Source organism: Chryseobacterium sp. CBTAP 102 (assembly GCF_003201365.1).
GTDB lineage: Bacteria > Bacteroidota > Bacteroidia > Flavobacteriales > Weeksellaceae > Chryseobacterium > Chryseobacterium candidae.
Genome location: NZ_QICX01000011.1, coordinates 1 through 20150, shown reverse-complemented (window position 1 = coordinate 20150; position 20150 = coordinate 1). Strand labels below are relative to the sequence as shown.

17 protein-coding genes are annotated in these 20150 nt (G+C 34.5%); 3 read left to right on the top strand and 14 right to left on the bottom strand.

The window, feature by feature from the left end; genetic code table 11:
* Positions 1 to 143: 143 nt before the first annotated feature.
* A complete protein-coding gene (map, locus tag C8D70_RS14970; RefSeq protein ID WP_110367819.1) occupies positions 144 to 908 on the bottom strand; it encodes a type I methionyl aminopeptidase in 765 nt (254 codons plus the stop codon).
* A 632-nt stretch (positions 909 to 1540) separates the two neighbouring features.
* Here map and C8D70_RS14965 point away from each other — a divergent pair.
* The gene (locus C8D70_RS14965; protein WP_110367818.1) at positions 1541 to 1951 is read left to right on the top strand and encodes a helix-turn-helix domain-containing protein; all 411 of its coding nucleotides are present in this window, start codon (positions 1541 to 1543) and stop codon (positions 1949 to 1951) included.
* Positions 1952 to 2176: 225 nt separating this feature from the next.
* On the opposite strand, the gene C8D70_RS14960 is transcribed toward C8D70_RS14965, so the two are convergent.
* The 3 genes from C8D70_RS14960 to C8D70_RS14950 form a co-directional block, all read right to left on the bottom strand.
* Positions 2177 to 2698 carry a hypothetical protein gene (locus C8D70_RS14960; protein ID WP_110367817.1) on the bottom strand — a complete coding sequence of 174 codons (522 nt, stop codon included), beginning with the start codon at positions 2696 to 2698 and terminating at the stop codon, positions 2177 to 2179.
* A gap of 52 nt (positions 2699 to 2750) precedes the next feature.
* Entirely contained in the window at positions 2751 to 3644 is an 894-nt protein-coding gene (locus tag C8D70_RS21270; protein ID WP_317047798.1) for a M91 family zinc metallopeptidase, read from the bottom strand.
* A gap of 367 nt (positions 3645 to 4011) precedes the next feature.
* A complete protein-coding gene (locus tag C8D70_RS14950; protein ID WP_181416137.1) occupies positions 4012 to 5064 on the bottom strand; it encodes an RHS repeat domain-containing protein in 1053 nt (350 codons plus the stop codon).
* A gap of 417 nt (positions 5065 to 5481) precedes the next feature.
* Here C8D70_RS14950 and C8D70_RS14945 point away from each other — a divergent pair, with 417 nt between their 5' ends.
* Both C8D70_RS14945 and C8D70_RS14940 read left to right on the top strand, forming a co-directional pair.
* Positions 5482 to 5892: a helix-turn-helix domain-containing protein gene (locus C8D70_RS14945; protein WP_110367814.1), complete on the top strand. Its 411-nt coding sequence runs from the start codon at positions 5482 to 5484 to the stop codon at positions 5890 to 5892.
* 159 nt (positions 5893 to 6051) lie between these two features.
* Complete coding sequence (locus C8D70_RS14940) at positions 6052 to 6297, top strand: hypothetical protein (RefSeq protein WP_228408035.1); 246 nt, start codon at positions 6052 to 6054, stop codon at positions 6295 to 6297.
* Between the two features lie 42 nt (positions 6298 to 6339).
* Here C8D70_RS14940 and C8D70_RS14935 read toward each other — a convergent pair whose 3' ends face one another.
* The 10 genes from C8D70_RS14935 to C8D70_RS14890 form a co-directional block, all read right to left on the bottom strand.
* Positions 6340 to 6825, bottom strand: coding sequence for a hypothetical protein (locus tag C8D70_RS14935; protein ID WP_110367813.1), 486 nt, complete (start codon positions 6823 to 6825; stop codon positions 6340 to 6342).
* Positions 6822 to 7856, bottom strand: a complete 1035-nt coding sequence (locus C8D70_RS21265) for an RHS repeat-associated core domain-containing protein (protein ID WP_317047797.1) — start codon at positions 7854 to 7856, stop codon at positions 6822 to 6824. Before C8D70_RS21265 ends, C8D70_RS14935 begins: the two co-directional genes overlap by 4 nt.
* 398 nt (positions 7857 to 8254) lie before the next feature.
* Entirely contained in the window at positions 8255 to 8815 is a 561-nt protein-coding gene (locus tag C8D70_RS14925; RefSeq protein WP_076598006.1) for a hypothetical protein, read from the bottom strand.
* Positions 8816 to 8830: 15 nt separating this feature from the next.
* Positions 8831 to 9838 (bottom strand): RHS repeat-associated core domain-containing protein, encoded by a 1008-nt coding sequence (locus tag C8D70_RS21260; protein WP_317047796.1) that lies wholly within the window; start codon positions 9836 to 9838, stop codon positions 8831 to 8833.
* A gap of 218 nt (positions 9839 to 10056) precedes the next feature.
* Positions 10057 to 10530: a hypothetical protein gene (locus C8D70_RS14915; protein WP_110367811.1), complete on the bottom strand. Its 474-nt coding sequence runs from the start codon at positions 10528 to 10530 to the stop codon at positions 10057 to 10059.
* On the bottom strand, positions 10505 to 11506 hold the full coding sequence (locus C8D70_RS21255) for an RHS repeat domain-containing protein (protein WP_110367810.1): 1002 nt from the start codon (positions 11504 to 11506) through the stop codon (positions 10505 to 10507). Before C8D70_RS21255 ends, C8D70_RS14915 begins: the two co-directional genes overlap by 26 nt.
* A gap of 104 nt (positions 11507 to 11610) precedes the next feature.
* Positions 11611 to 12495: a hypothetical protein gene (locus C8D70_RS14905; protein ID WP_076597997.1), complete on the bottom strand. Its 885-nt coding sequence runs from the start codon at positions 12493 to 12495 to the stop codon at positions 11611 to 11613.
* Between the two features lie 2 nt (positions 12496 to 12497).
* The gene (locus C8D70_RS14900; protein ID WP_228408034.1) at positions 12498 to 15917 is read right to left on the bottom strand and encodes a DUF6443 domain-containing protein; all 3420 of its coding nucleotides are present in this window, start codon (positions 15915 to 15917) and stop codon (positions 12498 to 12500) included.
* A gap of 7 nt (positions 15918 to 15924) precedes the next feature.
* On the bottom strand, positions 15925 to 19353 hold the full coding sequence (locus C8D70_RS14895; RefSeq protein WP_110367809.1) for a hypothetical protein: 3429 nt from the start codon (positions 19351 to 19353) through the stop codon (positions 15925 to 15927).
* A 9-nt stretch (positions 19354 to 19362) separates the two neighbouring features.
* Positions 19363 to 20150: T9SS type A sorting domain-containing protein (locus C8D70_RS14890; protein ID WP_146212889.1), on the bottom strand; the 788-nt coding region annotated here is incomplete at its 5' end.

Genomic DNA, 20150 nt, shown 5'->3' with positions numbered 1-20150 from the left:
CTAATTATTTTGTGTTTAAAACAGGGAGATAAGGATTTTCATTGTAAAATGTAAGAAAATCAAAGAATTTTCAGCAATAGAATGACCAATAAGATCAGGTATCCTGATTATTCATATCTGCCTTTACAAAGGATTGAATAAAATTAATTCAGGATTCCGTTCATTTCGGTTAAAATGATTGGCTTTCCATCGGTGATTACAATGGTATGCTCGTGCTGGGCCATGTAACCGCCTTTATTGCCTACCATAGTCCAGCCGTCATTTAATTCTACTGCAAGATTGGAATCCGTGGAAATAAAAGTTTCAATAGCCACCACAGAGTTTTTCTTAAAACGTCTGGAATCATAGCGGTTTCTGTAGTTCAGTAATTCATCAGGCTGCTCATGTAAACTTCTTCCTACTCCATGGCCTGCAAGGTTCTTAATGACTTTAAGACCTTTTTTCTTTGCTTCTGTTTCCATTAAGTGTCCTATATCTGATATTTTTACGCCGCCTTTTATGTTGTCTATAGCTTTTCTCAGGATATCTTTGGAGGCTTCCACCAATTTTTGATGTCCGTGAATATCTTCTCCGATCACGAAAGAACCTCCATTATCTGCCCAATATCCGTCCAACTCTGCAGAAACATCAATATTAATCAGATCTCCTTCTTTCAAAATCCTTTGATCTGTGGGAATACCATGGCAGAATTCATTATCTACGCTGATGCAAGTCCAGCCCGGGAATCCATATGTCAGATAAGGTGCTGATTTTGCCCCGAAACCTTCAAGAATTTTGGCCCCATACTCATCAAGATCTTTTGTGGTGATGCCGGGTTCAGCATAATCCATCATTTTCTTCAGCGTATAGGCAACGGCTTCACTTACTTTTTGCATTCCGATCATTTGATCTTCGCCGGTAATTGACATATTTATTTGATTATTATTGATTCTTACAAAGTTAGGAAATTAAAATATTTTAAACTGATCTGTTTTCATTCACCAGATCCAATTATTGAGAATGGAGTTACCCCCTTCACCAACTCCCTCTACCCCCTTGGGTAAGGGGCTATACCCGGTTATATAAGGGGCTAAAAGGTGTTACATAACGGTCTCCGACTACTTGGATACGGCGTGACAGGGACTTATAGAACGGTATGGAGACTGTTCAGAAAGGGGTTGAAGGCTTTTCCGAAGGGGTTGAAGGGTGTTCTAAAACGGTCTCCAGCTGCTTGAGTAAAAGGCTGTAGGAGGTTATGAAAACGTTTGAGGCGGTTGCAAAATAGCTATACCTATTTGATAAAGTGCCCGGAGATACTTACCAAAGTGTGTGAAGGCATTTCTTAAATGGCTTCAGGCAGTTTACGAAATGGCTATAACCAATTAATGAGCAGCTGCAGACACTTTCTATAGCAGCCGAAAACACTTCCGAAGCTGCTGAAGACAGTTGATACACCAGTTCCCGGCACTTTAACAGGTATAACAGGATATTTTACCGGATATTTTTTAACTTTTACTTTACAGAATGTATTATCTTTGAGTCTTCACAAATTGATTAAAGAATGGACTACAAAATACATCAGGGAAGAAATGTAAAACGTTTCAGAGAAATGCTGGGCATCAAGCAGGAAGCATTGGCGATGGATCTGGGCGATGACTGGAACCAAAAGAAAATTTCTTTACTTGAACAAAAGGAAACCATTGAAAACCAGCTGCTGGAAAAAATATCCGAAGTACTGAAAATTCCTGTAGAAGCTTTTCAGAATTTTGATGAGGAACAGGCTGTGAATATTATTTCTAATACATTTAATATTGATAAAGATGCTTATATAGGAAATTCCAAACCTACTTTCAACATCAATCCTATTGAAGAAATTAAAAAGCTTCACGAAGAAAAGATAGCTTTGTATGAACGTATGCTGAAGGAAAAGGATGAAATGATGAGCAGGCTGGAAAAGCTGCTGGATAAGTAAGAACGTTTATAAGAAATATGCTTTTAATAAAACGAAAAGAGGCTGTCCAAACTTTTTGGACAGCCTCAATTTTTGCTGATTTTATTCGTACCCTTATACAGGAGGAGTATATGAATATTTGATTCTCAGAGGGTGTATTCGATTTTTAGGACACTCTCTTTGTTTATCTGCCACACGATACAATCGTGCGGGAGCGGGGATTACACCTCAAACACAGATATATCATTAAAAAGTAATAACTTTTTTTGAAAACTTATAATTACTAAATCCCTTTTTATTTGCAATTATATCATACTCTTTTGTATCTTTTGGTAATGCCTTGAAGATTTCTTCTTTCATTTTACTAAAATACAAATATAAATACGTTTTATTTATTGTATTCGATATAGGGATATTCTTTAATACAACCTTAGTTTTACCCTTGGGTATGATAAAAAGAGTAAATGATTTATTTGTATTTTGTACAGGAAAATCATTCATAGGATCTTGAACAGAATCTTGAATAGAATCTTGAATATAACTGATACGATCTTTAAAGAAAAAATTATAGTCAATAATAGTTTGTTTATCTTTCTCAATGACTTTTGGGTAAGTCTCCTTTTCTTCAAAGTCATCATAATTATATAACATTACATATTTATCATCGTTATTATTTTCTACTGAAATTGAAATATTATATAATGCTTTTTTCTTTTCAACTGATAAAACTTTAACGGAAAGCTTATCATCTCTATCTTTTTCATTCATGATTTTATCTTTCTTGCATGAAAATAAAACCATAAACAGTATTATTATACTTTTACCTAGTTCGACCTCTAAAAACTTCATATGATGCTCTTGATTTTAGTCCATGTTCTTTTCTTATTTTATTTTCTGAATATCCATCCTTACCTAAAAATCCGGAAAATCCAGATGCTCTAAATTCAGATTTAGGATATGTTTCTGTTAATTTTTTCCCTTTCAAATCTGAATAATCATGTATGGCATTAGTTTTATTCAGTGTTCCATTAAAATGATCTTTAGCATGTATTAATTCATGTCCTAATATAATAAAGTTTGGTGCTGTTTCGTACATAGTTTGTCCATCTTCTCCAGAAACCCGTACATCTTGTTTCCCTTTAGGGTTAAATGTTATATCAGAATCTGTTCCTACGCCATTTGATGCTAATTTCTTATTTTTGGCTGTAGCAAAACTAGCATCCCCAATTCTTATATCAACATTATGTTCATCAGTTATTAAATCTCTTATTAATTGAGTTCCATTTTCATAATTTCCATTTTTTTCAAACTTGTCTATTACAACATGTGTTTTTCCATTAACACCTTTAACAGTGGTTAGCTTATCTCTAGTCAGCTTTTGAAGGTTTGCCATTATAGCATCAATGCCTTTTTGATCAGTTCCGCTTGGAATAGTAATATCCTTATTTTCCCTTCCATCCGGGTAAATAAATCTTATAGGATTATTAAATGCATATGTGTAAGTACTCCATCTTCTGGAAGTTTCCGCCAGCGGATCCACCACACCCCATCTTCCAATATCCGGCATATAGAATCTGGCTCCATAATCATACATTCCCGTCTCTTGGAGTTCTTTACCGTTGTACTTGTAACTGTAATACCCTCCAAAATTAGAACTACTAAGCATCCCTTCAATATGATTTAATCCAAATGGATAATAATTGTTGGTATCTATAGATTCAAGCGCTCCAGCATTATTTTTAGCAAAAGTAACTCTTGTATTTCCTAAATGGTCTTTGTACTGGTAAATTTTATCAACATTTTTGAATCATTATCTTTAGCTTGATGCATCTGTTAGCATATAAAGTAGAATCATTGTAATTATCATTAATAGTGAAAATAAGATTGCAGTAATAAAAAAAAAGATATTTAAAGACTTGGATTTAAATAATTTAAACTTAGATTTTATTATCATAATCATTGATACTAAATTTAATATTATACAAATTAAGAATATCATTTTCATTGCCATATTATATTCATAAGTAATAAAAAAAATAGCAGTTACCACAAACGACAATATTTGTGAAAAATAAACTAACTTATTGGGAAATAACTTTTTGGACATCCTTTATTATTTGATCATTAACCTTTTTATTATTGTCAATTGTTGTATGCGTAGTATTAGGAACCAGAGTGTTGTTAATCAGTGTATTATTATTTCCTTTTACCTTTTCTATTTTTGTACCACCAACTGAAAATATATTATCTTGATAATAATTATCAGCTGAATTAACATTCTTAGATAGTTTATTATCAGCTTTTCCAAGAGGCTCTGAAATATCTATTGTTATAGTTTTATCTACTTTTACATTTTGATTATCATTGACAACGTTAACAATGTTATCAGCTCCTAAACTATGTCCTGCCAAAATCAACTTTCCATCAGGACTTGTTTCTCTAAAGTCTTTAATAGATGTTGAAATATCATTAGGTGTTCTAGAATTCATTGATCCATCAAAAACAGCAACTTGAGTATCACTACGGCTACCAAATGCTTTTTGTAATGCTCCAACAAAACTAGTTTTATCATAATGTTTTGTTTGTGTTTTTCCAGGATCTGGATTTCCTCCTTGCCATCCTTTAACTGCGATTATCAGGTTTTTCGCTCCCTTGTTAATTTCAACAGGTTCCAAACCTTCTAATTCTCTCGCATCAATAACCCTATTACCACTAAAAGCATAGGGAGTCCAATATGGATATTTCTCCGCCAACGGGTCTACATTTAAAAATCTACCCACATCCGGCATATAGTTTCTCCATTTAAAACTATACCATCCTGTCTCTTGTAACTCCTGCCCTTGGTACTTGTAGTTATAATAACCTCCAAAGTTTGAGTAAGAAGACCCTCCTATATGGTTTAATCCAAATGGATAGTAGTTATTGGTATCAGTTATTTCAAGAACCCCTTCGCTGTTTTTGGAAAAGCTTACCCTGGCATTCCCAAGGTGATCTCTGTACTGGTAAATATAACGGTTTTCTGTGAAACTATAAAATCCTTCAGATGTGGGGAAGAATTTTAATGTAGAATTTACATACTGAAAACCATCCAGGTAATCGTTTGTTTCTGTACCGAAAACCTTTCTTACCTTCACGTCGTCTGCTCTGTAAATATAATCTGTTACTTTGGAGTTTTGGGCAACTTTTCCTAGTAAATTTAGATAATTATATTGGATGAGAAGTATAATTATTAGAACTTATTTATGCACACAAAAACCACTGCAAAAATAGCAGTGGTTATTATTTCACCACACGAAAGGATTCGTGCGGTAGCCGAGGTTTGAAGGCATTTCTTAAACGGCTTCAGACAGTTTACGAAATGGCTATAACCAATTAATGAGCAGCTGCAGACACTTTCTATAGCGGCCAAAAGTACTTCCGAAGCTGCTGAAGACAGTTGATACACCAGCTCCCGGCACTTTAACAGGTATAACAGGATATTTTACCGGATATTTTTTAACCTTTACTTTACAGAATGTATTATCTTTGAGTCTTCACAAATTGATTAAAGAATGGACTACAAAATACATCAGGGAAGAAATGTAAAACGTTTCAGAGAAATGCTGGGCATCAAGCAGGAAGCATTGGCGCTGGATCTGGGCGACGACTGGAACCAAAAGAAAATTTCTTTACTTGAACAAAAGGAAACCATTGAAAACCAGCTGCTCGAAAAAATATCCGAAGTACTGAAAATTCCTGTAGAAGCTTTTCAGAATTTTGATGAGGAACAGGCTGTGAATATTATAGCGAACACTTTTTCTTTAGATAATGGTTCAATATTCAATGCCCATAATACTAATCCTATATTCAATCCAATAGAAACTATCCTTAAACTTCACGAAGAAAAGATAGCTTTGTATGAACGTATGCTGAAGGAAAAGGATGAAATGATGAGCAGGCTGGAAAAGCTGCTTGAAAAGTAAGAGCGTTTATAAGAAATATGCTTTTAATAAAACGAAAAGAGGCTGTCCAAACTTTTTGGACAGCCTCAATTTTTGCTGATTTTATTCGTACCCTTATACAGGAGGAGTATATGAATATTTGATTCTCAGAGGGTGTATTCGACTTTTAGGACACTCTCTTTGTTTATCTGCCACAAGATACAATCGTGCGGGAGCGGGGTTGCTAAAAATATTGCAAAGATTTTAGGAACTACAGTTGGTTATCTTTTGGGAGAGACAGAAGAAGTAAATATCTTCAAAGATCCTGCAATGCTCAACCGTTTTAACGACATCGAAAAACTTGATCCCGAAAATAAAAAGCATTTGCTTTCTGTTGTGGATGGCTTTATACAAGCTCTGAAATTTAAAAATATAGCAGCATTGTAATAACAAAGAAGCCACTCATTCGAGTGGCTTCTTTGTTATAAGTTAATCAATATTTTTTTTATAATTTTTAAAATAATACTCATAATGTTCTGGAAAGGTATATAGTAATTCAGATTTTTTATTAAATATTAAAGTAATATTAAAAGGATCATAATTTAATTCTTTTATGTGGCTTTTATTGATATCTTTATAAGGAATGGGAGTAAGTAATGATTTGAAAATTTTCAAGGAATCCTTTGAAACAATAACAATACCCCCATAAGAATATAATTTTTTGTAATTTAATCCATATGTCGATTTACTATCCATAATAGTAATACCTAAACCAAATTTTCCATTCTTATAAAATACTGTATCATTGACATATGCAGATGATAGAACTATAAAGTTATCATTATAAATGCTATGATTTTCTTTATAAATTTTTAAAGCTGTATTTAAAATATATTTTGTATCCTTTTTACTAATTTGAGATTTACAATTTAATAAAAAGACAACAAAAAAAGTTAATAATAATATTCTTTTCATTTTGTTTTTCCTTTATAAGTTGCATTTTGATTATCATATTGAATATATCCACCTCCGAGTCGATTTTTCAAACTTGAACTATACATATATTTTGTTAGCCCTTTTATTTGAGGATTTCCTCTATCTCCTCCTGATCCATGAAAAGGATTAATTCCATACTTTACTGTTCCATTAATAAATAAAGCAGCAAATCCTGAAGGAGCATAATCCCCATTACCAGGATGAGAATGTACATTTTCAGTATGTGTTCCATCTTGTATAGTATGTCCTCCAAAAATATATGGAGCCAACATGTCAGCCGCATTAAAAACTTGATTAACGGAATGATTAGTACTTATAATACTGGTACTATATCCATCTTTAAAATTAAATGTGTCCTGAGCAAACTCTACTTTTGTATTTTCCGAAGCAAACTCAAAGAATTGATTTGCTACATCATAATTTTGTATTTGCAAGTAACTATATGTTGAGCTTGCACTTCCTTCCACTCCATCATTTTGAGGCACATTATAGGGAAACGATTTTGCTTCTCCTATCTGAGAATCTCCTGTAGGGTTTTTCTCTGTTACATTTGTTCGTGCAATTTGAATAGATTTAGACTCATCTTCATTTGTAACAGTATCATAGGTATTATTATCTTTTGTTCTTTCTATATTACCATTATTAAAAAGTTTGATTTTATCTTCTGCTTGCCTTCCATCCGGGTCGATAAATCTTATAGGATTGTTGTAGGCGTAATTATAAGGCGACCAACGTCTAGAAGTTTCTGCCAACGGATCAATCACACCCCATCTTCCTAAATCCGGCATATAAAATCTCGCGCCATAATCATACATTCCCGTCTCCTGCAGTTCTTTCCCGTTGTACTTGTAACTGTAATACCCTCCAAAATTAGAACTACTAAGCATCCCTTCAATATGATTCAATCCAAATGGATAATAATTGTTGGTATCTGTAACTTCAAGAACCCCTTCGCTGTTTTTGGCAAAGCTTACCCTGGCATTCCCAAGGTGATCTCTGTACTGGTAAATATAACGGTTTTCTGTGAAACTGTAAAATCCTTCTGCTGTGGGCAGAAAATCAAGTCTCCATTGTGGAGTTAAGTCAATATCAGGGAACAGAAGCCCAGTATTTTTATAGGCCTGATGTTTAAAAGCTGTTTAATCTGATTAAAAACTATAAAAGCATTATTTCTTAAGAAGTTACTTTTGAGGATAAACCGGATTTTAAGAAACCTGCTTAATGGGGGAAGCTCAATCAATGATCTTTAAAATGGCAGATCAAATACTTATACTTACTACCAAAAATTTAAAAACTTATTTTAATAAAAATGCGACTGCTTTATAAAACATAAAACCCTCGCAATTTTGCAAGGGTTGTTTTTTTATCTGCCACACGATACAATCGTGCGGGAGCGGGGTTTTCTTTATCACCAACACTCATAGTGATCTTTCCATTTCTTACTATTAATTATTTTAGTTTTATCAAATTTAAAATAGTATTTGATAATTGATCCGCAATATCTAGGCTTTCCCACAAAAAAAGGAACAACATCCACCCTTAATTGATTATCCTTAATTTCGGAAAATATAGCTGCATTTAAAGGTCCATTTGGGATTTCATTATATTGAACAATATTCTTGAACACGGTATTAAATGGTTTACTTAATTCCCAGTTATTATTTAAATTTTGATCAGATAAATCTTCCAGATTTTTATCTTTTCCTAATGGTTTTATTTCTTCTTTATCGGATAAAATGTTTTTATAAATATTGCTATAATCTTTCTCGTTTAAAGGATTTGGATAAATTGAATCATAAATATATAACCCTGAAATATCTTTTCCAAATTCTTTTAAAGAAGCTTCTTTACTAAGAAAATCTTTACTTACTATTTTATATGCTGCATTATATCTAACTTTTGACGTAGAATTACAACTGATAGAAGTGATAATAATTATAGAAGATATTAGTATTTGTAATGCTTTCATTCTCTATTATGTTTGTTATTTTCGAGGAGTTTTAATATACAAGTCTTTCTTAGGATCGACTTTAGAAGGTCCTAATGTCTTCGAACTGTCACTAAATGGATAAAAATTAACTCCCCTTACATCTAATGGAGAATAAGATTTTCGTTGACCAAATGGCAACGTCCCACTAGAACTAGAAGCATCCAATTCAGTTCTAATAATATTCATCTTTTTAACATTATCTCCTTGTATACCATATATGGTTGAAGCTTGATATTCTGTTCCGTCACTACCAACAGAACCGTCGATTAAATTATTATACTTATGGCTAACTTCATGAAGAGTAATCATCCCATAACCCATAGTTAAAGGATTTAAAGCTGCACTAGTTCCTTTAATAAAATTATCTATTTGATCCGTATTTATATTTAAATCATAAACATGTGTATATCCCGCGACTCCATCAACTTTTTCTCCCCTGCCTCCAATTTCTTGTATAGAAGAACCTCGTGTATTATCTGAATTAACTTGGTAATCAGTTCTGTGATTATCTATAGCTCCTTTTAACATATTACGAGCAGTTTCACTTCCTCCCATATTTTCTGTCTCGGCATAAGAAAGTTTACCATCACTTCCTACAGATAAAGTCAAACCAGTTTCTTTTTCTAAATCACTTACAATTTTATTTTGTGTATCAGCAGAAACACTTTTCCCAAATGTTATATCTTTATTTTGCATTCCATCGGGATCAATAAACCTCAAAGGATTATTAAATGCATAAGTGTAAGTGCTCCATCTTCTTGATGTTTCAGCAAGCGGATCCACAACGCCCCAACGTCCGATATCCGCCATATAAAACCTTGCCCCATAATCATACATTCCGGTCTCTTGCAGTTCTTTACCGTTGTACTTGTAACTGTAATACCCTCCAAAATTAGAACTACTAAGCATCCCTTCAATATGATTCAATCCAAATGGATAATAATTGTTGGTATCTGTAACTTCAAGAACCCCTTCGCTGTTTTTGGCAAAGCTTACCCTTATGTTTCCTAAGTGATCCTTATATTGATAAATGTACTGATTTTTCTGATAATCATAAAATCCTTCAGAAATAAGCGAAAACTATTTACCATTTAAAATATAAAGACTTCTTTAATAAAAATGTAGCTGCGCTATAAAAACAAAAACCTTGCAAATTGCAAGGTTTTTGTTTATCTGCCACACGATACAATCGTGCGGGAGCGGGAGGATTAAAAAATACTCTATTCGCTTTTATCGCAGTCGCTCTCCATAAAAATCTGAGTTCTATTAAAATCTAGAATGAATTTTTTATCTACGAAATAGAGTGCTCTTTCATCAATTGTTGATTGCCTGCCTTTCTTTAAATTAGATATATCTTGATTTGTTTTCTCAAAAAAAGAATCGAAAAAATTAATAATCTGCTGATCTTTTTCTTCACCCAAGTCAAAGATTATTAAAGAGCCTTTATAGTTATAAGTCTTAATCCTGTTAGAGAGATTATCATTATAATCCATTTTTGCAAAGCCGAACAGATATTGATTGTTACATTTTTTAATTAAGCTTATTTCAAAAAAGGCAAACTCCTTTTCAGCAATTATTTTTTCTATGTAATTATAAAAATCCTTCTTTTGGTGAGTCTGAGCAGAGCAGCCAAAATTCAATAAAAGGATGCATAGTAAGAAAACTATTTTAATTTTTTTTAAATTTTCCTTCATAAGCTTTAATTATTTGAGAACTATTATATATAATGGTTGTATTGTGTGCCGGAGCGTAAATAAAATTCACTGCATTAGGCATAGTTTCCGCAGACACTCTATCTCCACGATTAGTTTTACTCATTATCTTAGAGGTAAAGCCATTTTCTTTTAGTGGAAATTTTGACATTAGAAACCCACTAGGATTTAAGGGCCCTGAAATTTGTTGGGGATTCCATGTCCCAGGATGCAAATGTCCTTGTAATTTAACATTACTCCCATCATAAACGGGACTTGTAAACGTTTCCTGATTAGATGTATATACAACAGTATTATCTTTGCCATTTACTTCGGCTGTCTGCATTCCAAATTCCACATTTACTTCTCCCGATTTCATCCAATCTCCTACTTGATTAAGATAATCCATACCTTTTGCTTCATCTTCTTTAAAATCCAAATATGTCTCTCCAGTTGTTGAATATTGATGAGTATTCTTTTTGATAAAGCCTTTTTCACCAACTTCAAATCCACCATCATTTTCAGTCTTTAGATTTCCACTACTATCAAAATTCTTTTCAGTATAAATCATATCCGTTTTAGATTCAGCCATCCATGTAAGATTGCCACTTTTATCCATTTTGTATATATCCGTTGCTTGCCTTCCATCCGGGTCGATAAATCTTATAGGATTGTTGTAGGCGTAATTATAAGGCGACCAACGTCTAGAAGTTTCTGCCAACGGATCAATCACACCCCATCTTCCTAAATCCGGCATATAAAATCTCGCGCCATAATCATACATTCCCGTCTCCTGCAGTTCTTTACCGTTGTACTTGTAACTGTAATACCCTCCAAAATTAGAACTACTAAGCATCCCTTCAATATGATTCAATCCAAATGGATAATAATTGTTGGTATCTGTAACTTCAAGAACGCCTTCGCTGTTTTTGGCAAAGCTTACCCTGGCATTCCCAAGGTGATCTCTGTACTGGTAAATATAGCGGTTTTACAGGATAAAAGAATAAAACCACCGCAATTGCAGTGGTTTTGTTTTTATTTGGCCAGCTCAAAGTCGGGAGACTTTGCGCAGCAGGAAATTGTTTACGGCAAATCTTTCGTAACTTTAGAAAGACAAGAGTTTTCCATATAATTTGAAAATAATTGTTCAATACACCAAATAGTTTTTTCAGAACATATATTTTTATCTTCTCCAAATAAAATTATTTCTTGAATTGATTTAATGAATGATTCATCTGAATCCATTTTCAAAAACTTAATATCATTTCCATTTAGGATAAAATAACTATTATTAGAAACACTAGAATTTATATTAACATAACTATAAATTCCTTCTTCCAATTTTTCTTTCTCATTAATACCAAAATATACACTTAACTCGCTAACTGCAATGTTTTCAATTTTTTCAAGTTGCAAATTTTCTTCTTTTAAATCCTCTTTCTGCGCAATTTCGGTAATAATTTTACTCTTAATTTCATTTAAATAAAATGTACTTGGTATTCTTTTTTCTCGAAATTCACAATTTTTATTAAACAGATCTCTTGGATTTCTATTAAAACTGTAATGTGTTCTAATCAATCTCTTTACATAATCAACAATAATTTCTCTACAATATCTTTGTTCAAATAAATAAACCATTTGTGTTCTCATTGATTCTAAAAAATTCTTGAAAGAATAAATATCTAAAAAAATAATTTTATTTCGCTCGTAAATAAATTTGAATTGAGGACTATGATTTCCTAAATAAAGATCATATATACCATTTCGTAACTTTTTTTCATCAACTTTTCTTTGATAAGTTCCATAAATAGTAAAACCTTTTTTTTGAGAATACTCATTTTGTGATATATAACCTTTTTGAAAAAGTGTTTCTCTAATATTATTTTCTAATTGAGAAAACGTGGTGATACTTTGAGATTTACAACAAGTAACTAAAAAAAGTAAAACAATAATAAAGTACTTATTCATAATTATTTATTTTTAATTTTATTATCTCTCAATTCTTTAAGAATCTGTTTTCCTATAACTGTTGGCGTTGTTTCGCTGTTATTTTTAGGGTCAATAATACCAGTTTCTCCCTGTTTCTTAAGTAGTTGATGGTTTTTTTCATTTGCATGGGCAATCTCATGACCAAAAGTTGAAGTTGATATATCAAAAGCACTTAAATTTCCCTTCTTCACATTATCTGCTTCGTCAGAATTTAAAACTTTGTCTGGATTTTTAAATGCATCTTCACTAGATCCCTCATATATTGTAATCTCAAAACCTACAAGTTTGCCATCTTTCTCAATTGGATGCGTCTCTCCCATTGAAAAAGGGTGGTTTTCGTTACTATATTCTACAGTAGTTGGTAACTTTGAAGTTACTAATTGATCAAATTGCGTGGCACCTGTATTACCTGAATTTTTCAAACCATCTCCATATGCTTTGTCTTTATCAGTAGCAAACTTTGTATACGCTCCTTTTCCATCGTTAGCTTTGGGGTCATAAACTAACTGTCCATTTTTGTTTCGCCAATCATCTGCTTGTCTTCCGTCTGGGTCGATGAACCTTACAGGATTATCAAACGCATAGTTATAAGGACTATGACGACGCATTTTCTCCGCTAAAGGATCCACAGAAAGCCACCTTGCTACATCCGGCATATAGAATCTGGCTCCGTAATCATACATTCCGGTCTCCTGCAATTCCTTCCCGTTATACTTGTAACTGTAATACCCTCCAAAATTAGAACTACTAAGCATCCCTTCAATATGATTCAATCCAAATGGATAGTAGTTATTGGTATCAGTTATTTCAAGAACCCCTTCGCTGTTTTTGGCAAAGCTTATCCTGGCATTCCCAAGGTGATCTCTGTACTGGTAAATATAACGGTTTTCTGTGAAACTGTAAAATCCTTCAGATGTAGGGACAAAATCAAGCTTCCATGTTGGAGTTCCACCAATGCCAGGAAAAGTATTGAGTTTTTTATATGCCTGTTCCTCAAAAGCTGTTTCAGTACGACATTCAAGGCATATTCCGCCACCTTCTCTGTAAGAGTACTGGAAGCCATCCAGATAATCAGTCATAATAGTCTTCGTCAGCCCACGTGGAGGAGCACTGGAATACGTTTTGCGAAGTTTTGTACCATCTGCACGGTAGAGATAATCCAAGCTACTATTTGAAGTCTGACCATTTCCAAACAAATCTGGTTGGGTGATAAAAAAACTTCTGGGGAGATTAAGGTAGTTGTAAACGATGCTTTGAATCCCCTTATCCTTCATATTGATCATATTTCCGTTAGAATCATAATCTATGATATTATTTCCGCCTTCATAGCCGGAATCGTTTAATGAGCTTTCAATGATCTGATTCAAACGGTTGCCGGTATATTTATACTCAAGATTATCTACCACAGTAGAGGTTGAACCGTAAACAGGAATCGCGTTTCTTTTTAAGAATGTGATATTTCCGTTGACATCATAGCTCAAACGTTCATCAAAATTCTTGTTATGCGGATTGGTTGTCTCCGGTTCTGCATATTCAGCATCTGTTAATCTGTTTAGCTTATCATAAGTGTAATTATATCTTTTCAGGTTATTGACTGTTGACATATTCCAGTCTATTTCTGCAATATTCCCATTATATCTGCCGGGAGAAATATTTGAATAGACAGGATCTGTATACTTTACTTTATATCCAAAAAGCTTTCCATTTAAAACGGCAGGATCATTAATCTGGGTCATCCAGCCCCGGATATTATACTTGTAATCAATCTGCTGAAGCGGGGAAGAAGCCGTAACTCCTCCTACTTTCTTAGATTCCAGCTGGGAAAGTTCATTGTATTTATTCTGGGCAAGAATTTCTACCGGATTACTATCCACCTGATGCTTATGTGCCAGCAGCCTGTTCTGATGATCATACTCAAAGGTTTCTGTAATGATTCTTTCAACATCGGTATCTAAACGCTTATGCCTGGTGACAGTTTGCAAAGGAAAGCCTGAAAAATCAAGCAGAAATTCCTTTTTTGTATATCCACCTAAATGGTTCCAGCTTTTCTCTGCTACCTTTAGCCCTTTGGTGTTGTAATAGAAATAAGTTTTCGTCCAGTTATCGTCCTCAATGTTTTTTACATAAGAGGCTGTAGGGAGACTCTGAGTTGAAACCCCACCGTTAAGTGCTTTGTCATCGTTGATCACATACTGATCCTGGATTTTCGCAGGAGGAAATTCTTTGGTATCTCTTGGATAAGAGTCATAGTAATTAACAGAAAGAAGGGTCTGAAAATTAGTAAAAAAGGTATTGGTGTAATACACCATAATCCCGTTTTTGTTAAAACCTGTGGCAGTAGGGGTTTCACTGATCACCTGAGAAGCAAGCTGGCTTTGCATGGCGGCTCTTTCTCCACCGGCAATAAGTCCGGTATAGGCAACGCGGCCAAAGGCATCGTACTTGGTCAAAAGCCACTGTCCTTTATTCTTCAGGTTCACATCCTGGGTAAGCACCGGGCGGTCTGCGGCATCATACACCACAGATTCCCAATCGTCTCTTCCGGGTAGTCTTTTCTCCACCTGCCTGTTCAATCCATCATATCGGTACTGGTAACATAGAGAATTTACAATATCAGTGGTAACCACATTGCTATTCTGTTCAATTTTCTTTACTGCCAGAGGGGAAATTACAAATGCTTTTTGGCCGTATTCATTGTAGACATAATAGGTATCGATATTCTGCGATCCGTCTGTTCTGCGTACAAGTACGGTTTCACCACGCCCATTCTGAAACTCTGTTACAGGAGTTCCGTCTTCATCCGTTACAGTGTTCTTGTATAATGTTCCCGCATTATAAAACAGGCTTCCCGGCGTCAGTGATAAAGAAGAAACCGTTTTATTATCTGTTCCTGTTGTACTGGTAGTTGTATTGGTGATGAATTTCTTAACTTCTGATCCCTGGTTTACTTCATATTTATACTTTTGGGTATGTCCGGATGTCATCTTCCATGGTTCACCCGGCTGGGCCACTTGCAGCACCCTGTTCAATGGAGAGTTTTCAATCTCTTTTTCGGTGTAAGCATTAGCTGTGCCGTAATAAGAGTTTGCTGTGCTCTCATTCACAATCCCGGTATGGATTGCCGAATTGAGGGTATTGGCAGGAACAGGAAGAATATCCTTGGCCTGTCTTCCAAATGCATCATAGGTAATGGGAGTAACCAAATCCTTTCCTGTAGTGGTGGCTTTTACACTGATAATCTGTTTGGGCCTTCCTAATCCGTCAAAATAGGTGACTGTTTCTGTTTTCCTGCTGCAGTCACCATTTAAACAGGTTTTGGAATGTATATAGTTTTCTGTGGTACTTTGTGCAAAGGTCATCATCGCTGTAAACAGCAGACCTAAAAGTTGTATTTTTTTCATGGTGTGTTTACGGCTTATAGTTATACTTAAACTCTTTAACAACCTTATAGCTATAGGTTCCTGTGTTGTCTCTTTCTCTTACCTGAACCTGTTTCAATCGGTTGGCACTGTCATAGACATACAGCTCTCTTATTCCTGATGGTGGTGTGATGGTAGTTACTCCTACTAAAGGATCGTAAGTATATTTGGTGACCATCCCCACAGGCTGAAAGGCATCAAGAGCCAGCAGCAGATCAGCTTCTTTAGTAGGATCAGCAGCATCTTCATTGGATTTGGCTACGATAGTACTGATCATCCCTTCGATTTGACTATAGGTAGAGCCTACCACTTTGGCAATAGGCCTGGTCTTGTTATAACCCCAGACAATACTCACCGGAGTGCCGTCTTTCTCCCTGTATTGAAGAATATTTCCTTTTTCATCATATTTTTCATAGGTGACCTCTTTAGAGGAAACAGTTGGGTTTAAAGTATCATAAGAATATTCAGATAATGGAAGTACTAAGTTTCCGGTGATTGCATGAGGCAGAGCAGTGGGATAACTCGTTTCTTCTCTTGATGTTACTTTGGTGATGCCGTTTGTTGTCTGCTGGGTTTTGGTTTCCAAAGGAATCCCTATCATGTTTTTGGAAATCATCAGCTGGTTGTTTTTCTCTTTAGCATATTGATAATAGCTTGAATAAGTATCCCCTCCTAAAACACTTTGTGTTTCAGATAATGGATAATCTTCAGTATTATATATATAATCAGTCATGGTAATTAATTTATTCTGAACTCCATTTTCGTAGAAATAAGAAGTTTCTTTCCTTTTGGAAGGTAAAGTAACTCCAAACTTCTCAAAGTTTTTATAAGGTGTAGTAAGAGCTATCGATATTCCTGTTTGGCTTAGAGCAAATTGATAATTAGTAAAACTAAAAAACAGGGAAATCATTGAATTGTAAAAGTTATCAATCAGTTTTACCCCGTCATTTTTAATAAATTCCGACGTAGTATATTCCGTATTCGTTTCTAAAAGTATTTTTCCTGCTTCATTATATTTTTTTTCTGAAATAACCTGTCCTCTAAGGTAATCTTCATTGGGAATTGGACGAATCGGCATCTGAAGAGCCATTGTGGATGTATTTGGATAATCCAACGGTGATCTGTAAGTATATACCGTCTTTCCATTTGTATTTTCATCTTTATCAATCTCCTGTACCGTTACATATTTATATCCCACATCAGCCCCTTGAGTCTTTTGAACAGGGAGAATATTGTAATCAGTTGTTACGTCAAAATTAGCACTGTAAATAAGAGTAGGATAAACATGTTTATTCTTGTACGAATAGCTATATGTATATTTATTGATTGGTTCAGGAAATACCAGTGAACCACTGCTTTTCTGTGCATTTTCAATATTTTTATAATTGTAAACATATTTTTTCGAAGGATCTGCCGAAGAAGCATCGGCAAAATAAGCAATGCTATTAATCCTTAAACCTCCTCCTCTACGTACTTTTTCATCAATAAAAACATCTTCTACGGTTGTTGCCTCAAATCCATCTGCCGTATCACCCGGAATTGATACAGAAAAATTACCTTCCAAAGAAGCGTAATAAACACCAGGTTCAAAATAAACATCGTAATTATATTCTGAGTGGATTTCATTTCCTTCATCCACTCCTCCTGTCATACAGGTAGGAGGAGGTCGGTTACAGGCTTGGCTTCCATTACCTGCTTCATAAACTTTTACAAAAGTATTATCTCCTGTCTTTTTATATATCTTAAAGATCCAGTTATAATAAATCAGATTCCCCAATATATAATGAAGCTTAACATATTGTGCCGTATTTACTTTGAAAAATGGTTGTTTGTAAGTAGTACTAAATTGCCCAAAATTGATATACGTCTCAAACGGGTGGGTTTCTGTATGACCCGTAACCTCTTCCATTACTGCACCATTATAATAATGGCTGTAATCATTCGAATCAAAATCAAAAACGATCTTTCCTTTTGTTGGGTAAGTTAAAGATTGGAGAACATCTGTTTTAATACCGCTACCTTCACCTTTGTAATATCCCCATTGATCTTTCACAAGATTACCAGTTGGAAGAGTATATTCCATCTTATATTCCAGATTTTGTCCGTTAGGGGTTATTTTTGTTACTTTGTTCAACAGCATTTTGTTTTCTGTTTTCTGTTGACCACTGGCTTGCTGGTAAGTAGTGTTAGTGTATTTATAATCAAACACATACTTATCAGTGTACTGAGAAATACTCTGACCAGCATAGTTAGATTGAATAGACTTCAGTTTATACATTTCTGAAGATTCCTTGTAATTTGTATCTAATCTTCCTTTTTCATAGTTGAGATAAATCGTTCCTTTTCCTATCACCTCAACGCTTGTAAGAAGCATTGTCAACATCTCATTATTCACCGTTTGAGATTCAATAGCACCAGGCATGCTATCATCAGGATTATCTAACCCTCCACTAGTATTATTGGCTGTATTATAGTAATAAACATCTTTAGCGAGTCTACGGGTTGTGGTGGGTGGGTCTTCAAACTTTACTACTGAAGAAAGTTCATATTTGAAAACAGCTAACGTAATATTATTTTGATCTTCAATCTTTGTCAAATGAAAAGAAGCCCAATAATTATCCATGTCATAACTTGAATCAATATTCGATTGCAAATTGACTAACCCTGTTTTAACTGTTGTAATCGACTGATGTGATTTTTCCATTGGACTGAAAATATATCGTATTCCTTTGTCGTCCACTATCGTAAAAGAATTAACCACTCCTTGAGAGTCTGGTGTACAGATGATCTGAAGATTATTTTTATCCAGTTTTTCTATTTTATAGTTTCCTCCTGCATCTTTCGCAATATAAAACCGACCTGACTGACCCATAAAATTATACTGATACAAATCATATTCTGTATCAAATTTCCCCAATCCTGAAGCATATTTATATTCATTTTGATCATAGGGTTCATCCCTCATCAATTTACCCGTAGGGTTATAGACTTCGTTATAAATACCAAATTTTACTTTGGGTGGTGTTGAAAATCCAATAGTTACGTTTTTTTCATCAATACCCCCTCCTCTAATAGTTCTGGATATTGTCCCACCTGCTATTAAACTCCACCCTAAACCACTTTCTCCTGATCTGTCCTCTGGTTTGGCACTTAAAGGATGGTATTTAAGCTGTACTCCAATTTCTGTCCCACTGGTTGACATACCTATCAATGGAATACTGATGTCAGGAATTCCTGTATAATAACTTACCGGAACTTCTTCGAACTTCATTAGATTGTTCGCAGTAGGTGCCGCAGCAAACATCTTATTAATATCACCTACATAACTTTTACCTCCACTTCCTGGTGAGGTTTGAGCATAAAGCGTATGGCTCCAAAAAGCTATTAACAAAATAATAGCTGGAATATTTTTTCTCATAAAATATGTTTATTTTTTGATCAGCTTTGCGCTTACTGTTTTATTATTATCCGTTTTTATCGTCACCAGATAAGCCCCCTGAACCAAAGCCTGGGTATTCATCTTAGTCACTTTGTTCTTTGTTTTTAGCTTCTGAAGCTGTCTTCCACTCATATCATACAAAAGAATATCGGCTTCTTTAAAGTCAAAACCAATTTCCACATACGCATAATCAGAAACAGGATTTGGATAGATCTTAATATCGTACTTTTCAATTAACTGATCAACCTGCTTATCGCCCAGCTTTACAATCTTCCAGTTTTCTTTCCCTAATTCTTCAGCACTGGTTCCTGCCAGAATAATAGAGCCGTCTCTGTTCAGTTTTAAGTCAGAAAGCCTTTCTTCTTTTTTTCTGGATTCTCCGGTGATATGTTTTCTCCACTGTTCATTGCCGTTTGGATCAAGGTACAGCATCCAGAAAGTTTCATCATCGGTTTCTATTCTTCCTTCAGCCTGGGTATAGCCTCCCAGCAGAATGCCTTTAGACTTCTCGCTTCCATCTTCCATCTTCCCGCTTATCACACTCATTCCCATCAGGATATCTCTGTTTTTAAAATTGTAAGATTTCTGCCACTGTTCTTCCCCTCTTTCATTCAAAGAGATCAGCCAAAGGTCCGTTCCTTCTTCAATGCCTACAGTTTTGTTGCCTGATCTTTCTGATCGGGATTCTCCGCCAATGATAAATCCATTGGAACTTAAAGCCAGGGTTCTCAAATGATCATCACCTTTCCCTCCAAAATTCTTTTCCCATTCTACTT

What these genes read in the sequence shown, in the direction of transcription:
- map (WP_110367819.1), bottom strand. Translation starts at nt 908, where the DNA reads ATGTCAATTACCGGCGAAGATCAAATGATCGGAATGCAAAAAGTAAGT.
- C8D70_RS14965 (WP_110367818.1), top strand. Translation starts at nt 1,541, where the DNA reads ATGGACTACAAAATACATCAGGGAAGAAATGTAAAACGTTTCAGAGAA.
- C8D70_RS14960 (WP_110367817.1), bottom strand. Translation starts at nt 2,698, where the DNA reads ATGAATGAAAAAGATAGAGATGATAAGCTTTCCGTTAAAGTTTTATCA.
- C8D70_RS14945 (WP_110367814.1), top strand. Translation starts at nt 5,482, where the DNA reads ATGGACTACAAAATACATCAGGGAAGAAATGTAAAACGTTTCAGAGAA.
- C8D70_RS14935 (WP_110367813.1), bottom strand. Translation starts at nt 6,825, where the DNA reads ATGAAAAGAATATTATTATTAACTTTTTTTGTTGTCTTTTTATTAAAT.
- C8D70_RS14925 (WP_076598006.1), bottom strand. Translation starts at nt 8,815, where the DNA reads ATGAAAGCATTACAAATACTAATATCTTCTATAATTATTATCACTTCT.
- C8D70_RS14915 (WP_110367811.1), bottom strand. Translation starts at nt 10,530, where the DNA reads ATGAAGGAAAATTTAAAAAAAATTAAAATAGTTTTCTTACTATGCATC.
- C8D70_RS14905 (WP_076597997.1), bottom strand. Translation starts at nt 12,495, where the DNA reads ATGAATAAGTACTTTATTATTGTTTTACTTTTTTTAGTTACTTGTTGT.
- C8D70_RS14900 (WP_228408034.1), bottom strand. Translation starts at nt 15,917, where the DNA reads ATGAAAAAAATACAACTTTTAGGTCTGCTGTTTACAGCGATGATGACC.
- C8D70_RS14895 (WP_110367809.1), bottom strand. Translation starts at nt 19,353, where the DNA reads ATGAGAAAAAATATTCCAGCTATTATTTTGTTAATAGCTTTTTGGAGC.